We start from the raw sequence: 11,431 nt of genomic DNA on the forward strand, positions 1-11,431 counted from the left end.
CGCTACTCCCCCTTCAGCGGCGCGGATTGTCGCCCGTCATCACTTCTCCCCAGGAAACCTGGGGGAATGCGGTTATTCTTCTCGCATGAAGATCATCGTGCGTTGGCTGCTGCTGGCATCGGCACTGCTGCTGGTGGCCTATCTCTACACCGGTGTCGCGGTCACGAGCTTCGCCTCGGCGATGATCGCGGCCTTCGTGATCGGCATCTTCAATACGCTGCTGCGCCCGCTGCTGGTGCTGCTGACGCTGCCGGTCACGCTGCTGACGCTGGGCCTGTTCCTGTTCGTCATCAATGCGCTGATGTTCTGGGCCGCCGCCTACGTTCTCGACGGCTTCGCCGTCAACGGCTTCGGTGCGGCTCTGATCGGCTCGCTGATCTACAGCGTCTGCGGCATCGTGATCGACGCGGCAATGGAGCGCCTGTTCCCGAGCGCCATCTCAGCCGCCTGAACGCGCCGTCGCCGCGGCGCTGCGCAGCGTCGCGCCGCGCACCTCGAATCGCACCGTCTGCAGCACGCGCCCGCGCGCGTCGCGCAGTTCCAGCTCGTGCCGGCCCGGCCAGGGCGCCCAGCGGACGGCCGCGCCCTGCCCGATGCGCCGGCCGTTGAGCACCCAGGTGCCGCGCTCGCCCTCGAAGACGATCTGCTGCGCCGACGGCGGGATGTCGGGGTCGAGCGCGAAGCGGCTGCCGTCGCGCGGGCTGGTGATGCCGAAGGCGCGCTGCGGCGCGAGCTGCGCGGTCTCGCGCTGCCGGGCCTGCGCGGCGCCGGCGAGGAACAGCTCGTCGCGCGCCGGCTCGCGGTCGGCCTCGAAAGCCACGCGCTGGCTCACCACGCCGGCGGGACGCGGCGGCGGGCGCGAGGGCTGCCCGGCATGCAGCGCCGTGACGATCTCGTGCCAGATCGGCGCCGCGCCGCTGACGCCCGAGACCTCGTGCATCGCCTCGCCGCTGGCGTTGCCCACCCACACGCCGACCGTGTAGCGGTCGGTGAAGCCGATGCACCAGTTGTCGCGCAGGTCCTTGCTGGTGCCGGTCTTGACCGCCGCGAAGCCGCGCGTGGCCAGCGAGCTCGCCAGGCCGAAGGTGCGTGCGCGTGCCGCGTTGTCGGCCAGGATGTCGACGACCAGGTGCACCGCCGCGGCCTCGGCCACGCGGCGTTCGGCGCGGGCCCTGCCGCGCAGCGAAGGCGCGCTGTAGACGCCGCCGCGCGCCAGCGTGCGGTAGGCGTTTGTCAGCGCGAGCAGCGTCACGTCGGCACTGCCGAGGGCCAGCGCGTGGCCGTGGAAGCCTCCGCTCTCGCTCGGCGCCAAGCCGAATGCATCGAGCCGCGCAAACAGTGCATCCGGGCCGAGCATCGCGCCGGCGCGCACCGCCGGCACGTTCAGGCTGTTGCCCAGCGCCGTGCGCACGCTCACCCAGCCCTTGAAGTCGCGGTCGTAGTTCTGCGGCAAATACAGGCCGGCGGCGGTGGCGATCTGCGCCGGCGAGTCGTCGAGCAGGCTGGCCGGCGTGAGCAGCCGGCGCTCGAAGGCGAGCTGGTAGACGAAGGGCTTGATCGTCGAGCCGGGCTGGCGCCGCGCCAGCACGCCGTCGACCTGCGCTGCCGCCGAGGTGGCGCCGTTGGCGCCGACCCAGGCCAGCACCTCACCGCTGGCGTTGTCGAGCACGACGATGGCGCCATCCTCGACGTTGCGACCCGTCAGCTCGGCCAGCTGGCGGCGCAGCGCCGCGATCGCCAGGCGCTGCACGCGCGCGTCGAGCGTACTCGCCTGCCGTGCCGGGCCGGCCGCGGCAATCACCTGCCGGGCGAAGTGCGGCGCGAGCTGCTCGCCCAGGGGCATGCCGCCACGCCGCCCCAGCGCCGCCTCGGTGATCACGGCGATGCCGTCACAGCCGCGCGACTGCTGGCGCAGCACCTCGCAGGCGCGCTGCGCCACGCGCTGCGGCTCGGCGTTGGGTGCACGCACCAATGCGGCGACGATGGCCGCCTCGGTGTCGTCGAGCCCGCGGGCATGCTTGCCGAACAGCGTCTGCGCGATCGCGCTCACGCCCACCAGCTCACCGCGCAGCGGCACCGAGTTGAGGTAGGCCTCGAGGATCTGGCTCTTGCGCCAGTGCCGCTCGAGCTGCGTGGCGGTGAGGGCCTGGCTGAGTTTCTGCGCCACGCTTCGGCCGCCCGCGGGCCGCGCCAGGCCCTCGTCGAGCAGGCCGGCGAGCTGCATGGTCAGCGTCGAGGCGCCGCGCGTGCGTGTGTTCCACAGGTTGCCCCAGGCGCTGGCGGCGACCGCGCGCCAGTCGATGCCGCTGTGCTCGTGGAAGCGCTTGTCCTCGCTGAGCACGATGGCGCGCAGCAGCGCCGGCGACATCTCCTCGATGGGCACCCAGGGTAGGCGGCGCACCGAGTGGTCGACGCGCAGCGTCTGCACCGGCACGCCGTGGCGGTCGAGCAGCACGATGTCGGAAGGTCGGTGCGCGGCGCGCACCTCGTCGAAGCTCGGCAGCGCCTGCGCGGAAAGCGGCCACGCCAGCGCAGCGGCCGCGAGCAGCCGCCTCACGGCGCCACCTCCACCGCCGCGTTGGGCAGCTCGCCGAAGGTCTCCGGCGCGTACATGGCCTCGACGCGCGTGGGCGGCAGCGCGAAGCGGCCGGGGTTGTTCAGTCGCAGCGTGTACTCGACCACGTGCCGGCCGCGCGGCAGGTATTCGTAGTAGCCGCGGAAGGCCTCGAAGCTGCGCTCCTCGAAGGCCGGCCAGGCCGTGCCCTCGCGCTTCTCGCCGCGCGTGGCGATCGCCGAATCGCGGCCGAGGCCCGAGCCGAGCAGCGTGGCGCCGCCGGGCACCGGGTCGCTCACCACCACCCAGGTCATGTCGGACTGCGCCTCGATCACCAGGCGCACGCGCATCACGTCGCCGCGCGACCAGCGGCCCTTCTCCTTCTGCTCGACGGCTTCGACGCTGCGCGTGATCGCATAACCGGCACGCAGCGGCGCCTTCAGCGGGATCGCCGCGAGGTTCTGCACGGTGAGCCAGGGTTGTCCGGCACCCTCGTGCGTGACGTCCAGCGTGCCGGCACCGGCGGGCCAGGGCAGCGCGAGGCGAGTGCCCTCCGGCTGTTTCGACCAGTCGAGGGTCTGCGGCGCACCGCCCGTGCTCGCCACGCTGCGCCCTACCACCGGTACGCTCTCGAACTTCGCCGCGAACTTGTCGAGCGCCAGCGAACCCCAGAGGTTGGCGGTGGTGGTGAGCCAGGCCCCGCGCTTCTGCCGCGCCAGGCTGCCGACCACCAGGCGCGGCAGGTCGTCCTTCCAGCCGGGCTCATCGAGCGTGGCGAGGATGAGCTTGGCGGCGTTGGCATCGGCGCTGTCCATCAGCCACCACCAGAAGTCCTCGTCCTCGGTGGAGAAGCGCAAGGTGGTGCCGGCGAAGCTGAGGCGTGAACGCAGGATCTGCTGGGCTTCGTCCATGCGCTTCGCCCGCTCGGGGATGCCCTCGACGCGGCGCAGGATGGCCAGCCAGTCGATCACCGCGGCCGTCGGCCAGAGGTTCGGCGTGAGGTTGACCGAGCCGAGCATCCTCGGCTGCGCGCGGCCATGGCGCGACAGGGCCTCGATCGCGGCGATCTTGCGCACGTCGAGATCGGCGCGCGGCGACCAGAACCGTCGCTCGATGCGGCCCTCGACGAACGCCGTCAGGCCGTCGAGCATCGCGCCGCGGGCCGCCTCCGGCAGCGTAAAGCCCGCCTCGTGTGCGGCGGCGATCAGGTGGGCGGTGAGTCGGTCGCTGCCACGCGCGCCGTCTCCGGCGCGCGGCGGGAAGTAGCTCGCCAGGCCGTCGGCGTCGAGGTAGGTGGGCAACGCATTGCTCACCTCACCCCACAGCGCCGCATCGCGCAGACCCACCGCCTTGGCCACCTTCTGCTCCAGGCAGGCGAAAGGATAAGTCTCGAAGAAGCGGCGCATTCCCGGCAGCGCACCGCTGAGCTTCGGCTGCAGGCCGACGGTGATGCCGCCGAGCTTCGCCCCGGCAGCGGGCAGCGCGTCGGCCGGCGCCGCCACCGGCATCGTGAAGCGACCGTCGAGCTGCGCCAGCGTGGCGTGCAGCACGCGCACCGGCACGGCGGCGCCGACGAGCTGCGTGAGCTTGAGCCGGTCCTTCGCCGATCCGCCCTGCTCTTCGATGGCGCCCTCCCAGGCGATGCTGAAGGCCTGCCCGGGCACGTCCACCGGCCAGCCGATCTCCTGCGCTGCGCCGGGGGCCAGGCTCAGCTCCTGCGGCGGCAGGTTCAGCGGCGTGCGCACGATGTCGCCGCTGCCGCTGTTCACCGTGCCGGCCAGCGTGGCGCGCACCTTCATCGGCCGCTCGGTGGTGTTGCGCAGGGTCATCATGGCGACGAAGCGGTCGCCCTCGCGCACCAGCGGCGGCAGGCCGGGCAGCAGTTGCAGGTCCTGCGTCACGCGGATGCTGGTGGCGCCGCTGCCGAAGCGCTGCGCGCCGTCGTCGGCGATGGCCACCAGGCGGAAGCTGGTCAGCGAGTCGTTGAGCGGCACGTCGATGAGCGCCTCGCCCTTGGCATCGAGCACCACGCGCTCCTTCCAAACGAGCAGCGTGTCGAACAGCTCGCGCGCGCCGCCGCGCCCGCCGCCGCCGCCGGCCGCCACCGCCTTGCGGCCGTAGTGGCGGCGGCCGACGATCTCGCTCTGGCCGGTGGCGGTGGCCACGCCCCAGGCGCGCTCGCGCAGCATGGCGTGCAGCAGGTCCCACGAGTCGTTGCCGCGCAGCGCGAGCAGGCCCTCGTCCACCGCCGCGAAGGCCACCTCGGTGCCGGCCAGCGGCGCGCCGGCGTGCAGCACCTGCACGCGCGCCTTCGCGGTCTGGCGCACGGCGTACTGCGGCTGGTCGGCCGTCACCTTCACCTGCAGCTCGTGCTCGGCCAGCCCGACCTTCAGCGCCGCCACGCCGAGCTTGAAGGCCGGCTTGGCCAGGTCGACCATCGCGGTGGGCGGCTGGTATTCCGGCCCCTCGTCACGCCAGGCGCGCCACCAGTCCAGCGGCTGCCGCCAGCCCCACTGGAACAGCGAATACCACGGCACCTCGCGGATGCGGCCGCGCAGCGCCAGCACGCTGACGTAGACGTTCGGCGCCCAGCCCTTCTCGATCTTCACGCTGATCGTCGGGTCGTCGCCGCGCAGGGTGACCACGCGCGTGTCGATGAGGCCCTCGCGTTCGATGGCCACCAGCGCGGTGGCAGCGCGGAAGGGCATGCGCAGCTGCAGCTTCGCGGTCTCGCCGGGCTCGTGGCGCTTCTTCTCGGGCAACAGGTCGACGCGGTCGTCGTTGTCCTGCGCGAACCAGAGTTCGCCCTGGCGCGTGATCCACACGCTGGTTGCGGCTTCGGCCACGTTGCCGGCGCCGTCCTTCGCCGAGACGATCAGCTCCACCTGGCCGGCACTGTCGAGGTTCGCCTCGCACTCGAGCTGGCCGCGGTCGTCGCTCGTGCCGCTGCACAGCGTGCCGAGTTCCTTCACCTCGGTGCGGTTGTCGTAGGCGTAGAAGCCGCCGACGATGCGCTTGCGCGTGCTGATCACCTGCGCCAGCCGCGCGCGCACCTCGAGCGCCTGGCCCTTGAGAGGCTTGCCGGTGGTGTCCAGCGCCAGCGCGGTGAGGTTCACCTGGCCGCGCGCGCTGGCCCAGGAGCCGGCGCGGATGCCGGGCACCACCGCGCTCGGCCACAGGCGCAGCGTGGTCGAGACGGTCTGCGCCTCGCCGTTGGGGTCGTTGTAGGTCACTTCGGCGAGCAGCTCGCTCGGCCGCGTGATTGTCGGCAGCGACTTCAGGGCCACAGTGGCGGCGCCCTGCTTGTCCGTCGTCAGCGCGAGCTTGTCGGCCACCAGCCGGCCGTCGCTGCGCGGTGTGTCTTCGTCTTCCGGCTCGTTCGCGGCCAGGCCGCGCGGCGGCTGGAAGCTGAATTCCTCGAAGCCCGTCATCGACACACCGCGCTCGCGCAGCAAGGCCGTGGCCTTCAGCGGTGCGTTGCCCATCGCCCCGCCGGACATGAAGTTGAGCTGCACGGCAAGATCGAGCGCCGTGGGCGCGATCGGAATCTGCTTCGGACCGGCCAGGCGCGCATCGACCAGCGGCACGCGGAACTCCTCGACGCGGAAGTCGCCGCTGTCCCAGCGGCGCTGCCGCGCGTCGTCGTCGCTCGATCGCTGCAGCATCACGCGGTAGCTGCCGAGCTTGGCGGAGGCCGGGATGTTCCAGCGCGAGGTCGCGCTGCGGGTGCCGTTCCACGCCAGCGGCAGCTCGAACTCCTCGCCGCTGCCCTCGTGCACGACGATGGCCCGGTCGGGCAACATTTCACGGGCCAGCGGCGCGAGGCCGCTGCGCGTTTCGCTGCGCACGAAATGCTTCATCGACACCGTCTCGCCGGCGCGCAGCAGCGTGCGGTCGAACACCGTGTGGGCACGAACCTCCGCCTCGGGGCCGGCGCCGGTGGGCACGCCGAAGCGCCAGGGCTCGATGCCCTTCTGCCAGCTGCTGAACACGAAGGCCATGTCGACCACACCCTTTGCGTCGGTGTGGCGCGCGGTGACGAAGAAGCCGCCATCGGCCGGGCACTCGCCTTGTTCTACCAGCGCTTGCTCGATCCGGGCGATGCCGCTGGCATCGCTCGTGCCCTGCCACAGCGGCTGGCCGCGGCAATCGTTGACGGTGACGCCGGCGCCCTGCACGGGCCGGCCGCGGTCGAGCGTGGTGACCCAGACCAGTGCGTTCTCCCGGCCGATCTTCACGTGCACGCCGAGGTTGGTGGCGAGCACGCCGGTGCGCACGAACATCGGCGCGGGGCGGTCGAGCAGCGAGGCGCCGAGGCGGCGCGACTCGATCTCGACGACGTGAAAGCCCGGCTGCGCGAGCGGGATGCCGACCACCTCGAAAGGCCGGGGGTCGCCGCCGGCGAGCTGCGGCAGCTCCAGGCGCTGCGCCTGCGCATCGGCGGCGAGCAGCGAGACCTCGCGCGTGGCGACATAGCGCTCGACGAGGCGCTTCACCACGCGGCCCTTCGGATCGCGTTCCTCGACGGTGTCGAACCACTCGCGCTCGGGGCGGCCGAGCTCCTTCGCGCTACGCTGCGTCTCGTGGTGCTGCTGCAGCTTCGCGTACCAGGCGAGCACGTCGGCATCGCTGGCGAGCAGCCGTGTGCGCACCACGCCACCGGCGGCCGCGGGGCGCAGGTCGCCCTGCACGTGGCGCAGCGTCACCGGCAGCACCGCGCCGGCGCCCTCGCGCTCGACGATGCCGAAGGGTGCCGCGGCGAACTTGGCGATCGGCGGCGCGTCGCCCATGGCCACCTTCAGCGGGAAGCTCGCCGCGTTGGCCAGCGCGCGGCCGGCGTTGTCCTTCAGGCCGGCAGGCAGCTCGATCGTGTACGCGGCGTTCTCGGCCAGCGGGATCGGGAACTCCACGCGCGTGGTCTCGGCAGCCTTGTCGTCGCGGTCGAACTTCGGGGCGAGCGCGGCGCCCCCGGAGGCCGGCTTCAGGCGAACCTGCTCGGCCAGCGCACGCGCAATCGGCGCCGAGAAGCTCAGCGTCATCGGCCGGATCGGCAGGCAGGGCGCGCTGGCACGCTCGCGCTCGCAGCCGAACTCGGCCAGGAAGGCGCTGCGCACGCGGTAGTCGAAGTGCTGCTCGGCGCTCGTCACCACCTTCGGGTTGACCTGTGCTGCGATGCCGCGGCCCCACACCAGGCGCACGCGCACGTCGTTCGGCAGCGGGCGCTGGCAGGCCAGCAGCAGCGCGCGATCGCCTTCCTTCTGCAGGCGCCGTGCCTTCAGAACCGCCTCGCGCTCGGCGCCGCCGACGATGCGAACGGGCACACGCTCGCCGATGCCCTCGACCTCGCACCAGGCGTGGGCCGCCACGCTGGCCGGCGAGGCCGCGCCGCTCAGTCGCAGCAGGAAGTGCTGGTCTTCCTCGATGCTGCTGCCGCTCCAGGGCTGCGCGGTGACCACGGCCGGGCCACCGGTCTGGAAGGCGAACTCGGTGGCACCGGTCAGGGTGCCGTTCAGCGGCTTCCAGTCGGCCTTGACCTTGATGGTGCAGCGCGTGCCGGGGGGCAGCGGTGCCTCGAAGTCGTACAGCCACACCCGGTCGTTGGACCAGCGGCCGCTGCCCGCCACTGCCGGGCCGTCGCAGGCCACGCCGGCGGGGTCGGGCAGGCGCAGATCGCCGAAGGGCACGACGGCTTCGCTGAAGCGCAGCGTCACCTGCCGCACCTGCACCACCTCGCCGCGCGGCGTCACGCCGCTGATGCTGGCCGCCTGCGCCGCCGCGGCCAGCGCCGCGAGCAGCAGCGCCGCGGCGCCGCGCCTGTTCTTGTGGTTCATCACGCCCCCTGGATCGCCATCCGCGGGGCAGTCTACGCGCGCCGCGGCGGCGTCAGCGCTGCTGTTCCTGCTGCTCGGCGATCAGGGCGCGCAGCTGCGCCTGCACCTCGCGCAGGCGCGAATCGATCACCGAGGCCTCGATGAAGTCCGACGCATTGCCGGGGCGAACCTGGCCCTGCCCGGCACGGAATCGGTCGATGGCGCCGCGCAGATCGCCCAGCGCATATGCGGCTTCGCCCTCGGCGCGCCGCGAGCGCAGCGGCTCGCCGGCCTTCGCCCACAGGCGGCCGAGCAGCGCCCAGGCGGTGGCGTCGGACGACTGCACGGCCACGCGCGTCTGCAGTTCCTCGGCGCTGCGGCGCAGGGCGGCCATGCCGCCGGCGCCGGCCAGGGCGACCTCGGCATTCATCAGCAGCGCCGGCCGGCTGGCGTCGCCAGACAGCGGCTTGAGCGCTGCGGCGGCGCCATCGGCATCGCCGCGCGCCAGCAGCGCCTCGCCCTTGAGCATCGCTGCCCAGCGCACGGCCTTGGCATCCTGGCGCGGGCTGTCGGCCAGCAGTGACTGCAGGCGGGCGACGGCGCCGTCGGCCCGCTCGGTGTCGCGCAGCAGCACCGAGGCCAGCGCGCTGCTGTAGAGGTCGGCGAGCTTCTGCGCCGCGGTGAGGTCGTTGCGCGGCCCGTCCTGGGCCTGCCAGCGGCGCAGCGCGTCGACGCGGGGGTCCATCAGCACGCGGGCGCGTGCCATGGCGAAGGCATGGTCGAGGCCGGCGCTCAAGGGCCCCGGTGCCGGCCGGGCCTGCTCGGTGCCCAAGCGCGAGCGCGCCTCGCCGATGCGCTCGCTGGTCAGCGGGTGCGAGCGCAGATAGGGGTAGCCGCCGCTGTCGTTCAGCCGCGAAGCCTGGTCGAGTTTCTCGAACATCGAGGCCATGCCGGAAGGCGCGAAGCCGGCGCCGGTGAGCAGCTGGAAGCCGATGCGGTCGGCCTCGCGCTCCATGTCGCGCGAGAAGTTGAGCTGGCCCTGGATCATGCCGGCCTGCCCGCCGATGATCGCGGCGTTCGCGCCGTCGACGCTGTTCGCGCGGCTCGCAGCGATCAGGCCGATCAGCATCGCCGCCAGGCTGATCATCGACTGGCGGCGGCTGTTGGCGATGCCGCGCGCGATGTGGCGCTGGGTGACGTGGGTCAGCTCGTGGGCGAGCACCGAGGCGAGCTCGTCGCGCGAGCCGGTGATGGCGATCAGCCCGAGGTGCACGCCGATGTAGCCGCCGGGCAGCGCGAAGGCGTTGACGCTGTGATCGCGCACCAGGAAGGCCTCCCAGGCGAAGCGTGCATCGATGTCGGGCGTGATGTGGCCGTCGCGGCGCGACTGCACCACCAGCGGGGCCCACAGCGACTGCACGTACTCGAGCAGCAGCGGGTCGTCGAGGTAGGCCGGGTCGCGGCGGATCTCGCGCATGATCTGCTCGCCGACGCGGCGCTCGGTGGCCACGCCGAAATCCTCGGTGGCGGCGTCGCCGAGCGCCGGCAGGTTGTTCTGCGCACGCAGCGGCGCGGCCGGTGCGAGCAGGCTGGCGGCGACGAGCGCGGCGAGCCAGCGGCGGGTGCGGGGAAAGGTGGTCGTCACGGGGATAGGGGCACGCGCCGCGGCGGCGCCCGGTGCGTCGCTATCATGCCCCCGAAACGTTTCCCGAGTGTTTCCTCCCATGTCCTCCCCGCTGACCCACTTCGACGCCCAAGGCCAGGCCCACATGGTCGACGTGTCGGCCAAGAGCGAGACGCACCGCGTCGCGCGCGCCACCGGCACCATCCGCATGCAGCCGGCCACGCTGGCGCTGATCACCGCGGGCACGGCGAAGAAGGGCGACGTGATCGGCGTGGCGCGCATCGCCGCGATCCAGGCCGCCAAGCGCACGGCTGAGCTCATCCCGCTGTGCCACCCGCTGCCGATCACTCGCGTGGCAGTGGACTTCGAGATCGACGAGGCCGGCAACAGCGTTCGCTGCACCGCGCAGGTGGAGACGCTCGGCCGCACCGGCGTCGAGATGGAAGCACTGACCGCGGTGCAGGTGGGCCTGCTCACCGTCTACGACATGTGCAAGGCCGCCGACCGCGGCATGGTGATGGACGGCATCCGCGTGCTCGAGAAGCACGGCGGCAAGAGCGGCGACTGGGTGGCAGCCTGACCTCGGACTCCTCTACCTGAAGTCGGTGTAGTCGTAGCGCCGCTGCGGCGGCTCGCACTGGAACGGCTTCGCCACGCCTGCGGGCACCGCCTTGTCGCACTCGGCGAAGAACTCCGTCGACAGCGGGTTGCGGAACTCGCGCAGTCTCGCGGCCAGGTGGCGCGCCTTGTCGATCTCGCCCGACTCGGCCAGCGCCTTGGCCCAGGCCATCATGATGCGGGTGTCGAGCAGGTAGTGCGTCGCGCGGGCGAAGGACGGCATCTGCAGCGAGGGCTGCGGCGAGCTGGTGGCCGCGGCGTAGTCGGCGTGGTGCCCGTTGAACCAGCTCTTGCGCCCCTGCTCGATGCGCTGCGCCAGCGGCGCTGCATTCGCCGGCGGCGCGAAGATCACCACCACGCGCTGGTAGTCGACCAGCGCCGCCGCGCCGCCCAGCAGCACCAGCGTGGCCGCCAGCAGCCAGCCGCTGGCGCGCGGCGGCGACGGGGCCGTCATCGCCGCCGGCGCCGGGCCGCCGAGCGCCAGACCGAAGGCGAAGGCGGCCGGCAGCAGGAAGTACGAGTACCACAGCGGATATTCGAGCAGGCTGTGCAGCGTGATCATCACCACCATCGCCAGCGCGGCGCGGCGCATCGCCATGTCGGCCGGCGCGCCGTCGAGCGAGCCCCGCCAGCCGCGCCACAGGGCGAACAGCAGCAGCGCGATCACCACGGCGGCCAGCGGCAGGCCGAGCTCCACCGCCAGGTGCAGCGGCAGGTTGTGGGTGTGGTCGAAGAAGGCGATCGGCCGGTTCGGGAAGACATTCAGCGACCAGGCGAAGTTGAACTCGCCGAAGCCCACGCCGGCCCAAGGGTGCGCGGCGATCA

At 72.6% G+C, this 11,431-nt stretch carries 6 protein-coding genes; 2 read left to right on the top strand and 4 right to left on the bottom strand.

All coding sequences use genetic code 11. The annotated features are described in order from the left end of the window. The first annotated feature begins 85 nt into the window (after positions 1-85). Positions 86-451 carry a phage holin family protein gene (locus AB7U92_RS01910; protein WP_428574161.1) on the top strand — a complete coding sequence of 122 codons (366 nt, stop codon included), beginning with the start codon at positions 86-88 and terminating at the stop codon, positions 449-451. Here AB7U92_RS01910 and pbpC read toward each other — a convergent pair. The 3 genes from pbpC to AB7U92_RS01925 are packed head-to-tail and all read right to left on the bottom strand — an operon-like array spanning position 440 to position 10,009. Continuing rightward, entirely contained in the window at positions 440-2,557 is a 2,118-nt protein-coding gene (gene pbpC, locus AB7U92_RS01915) for a penicillin-binding protein 1C (protein ID WP_428574163.1), read from the bottom strand. The two genes, AB7U92_RS01910 and pbpC, sit on opposite strands and share 12 nt — an antisense overlap. After that, positions 2,554-8,385: an MG2 domain-containing protein gene (locus tag AB7U92_RS01920; RefSeq protein ID WP_428574165.1), complete on the bottom strand. Its 5,832-nt coding sequence runs from the start codon at positions 8,383-8,385 to the stop codon at positions 2,554-2,556. The genes pbpC and AB7U92_RS01920 overlap by 4 nt, the downstream gene beginning before the upstream one ends. A 52-nt stretch (positions 8,386-8,437) precedes the next feature. Continuing rightward, a complete protein-coding gene (locus AB7U92_RS01925; RefSeq protein WP_428574167.1) occupies positions 8,438-10,009 on the bottom strand; it encodes a M48 family metalloprotease in 1,572 nt (523 codons plus the stop codon). Positions 10,010-10,088: 79 nt separating this feature from the next. Between AB7U92_RS01925 and moaC the strand changes: the two genes are divergently transcribed. Further along, on the top strand, positions 10,089-10,568 hold the full coding sequence (gene moaC / locus AB7U92_RS01930; RefSeq protein WP_428574169.1) for a cyclic pyranopterin monophosphate synthase MoaC: 480 nt from the start codon (positions 10,089-10,091) through the stop codon (positions 10,566-10,568). Between the two features lie 12 nt (positions 10,569-10,580). On the opposite strand, the gene AB7U92_RS01935 is transcribed toward moaC, so the two are convergent. Next, the coding region (locus AB7U92_RS01935; RefSeq protein WP_428574171.1) for a Wzy polymerase domain-containing protein at positions 10,581-11,431 on the bottom strand (851 nt) is incomplete at its 5' end.

Source organism: Piscinibacter sp., from assembly GCF_050175855.1.
In the GTDB taxonomy this organism is placed as follows: domain Bacteria; phylum Pseudomonadota; class Gammaproteobacteria; order Burkholderiales; family Burkholderiaceae_C; genus Piscinibacter.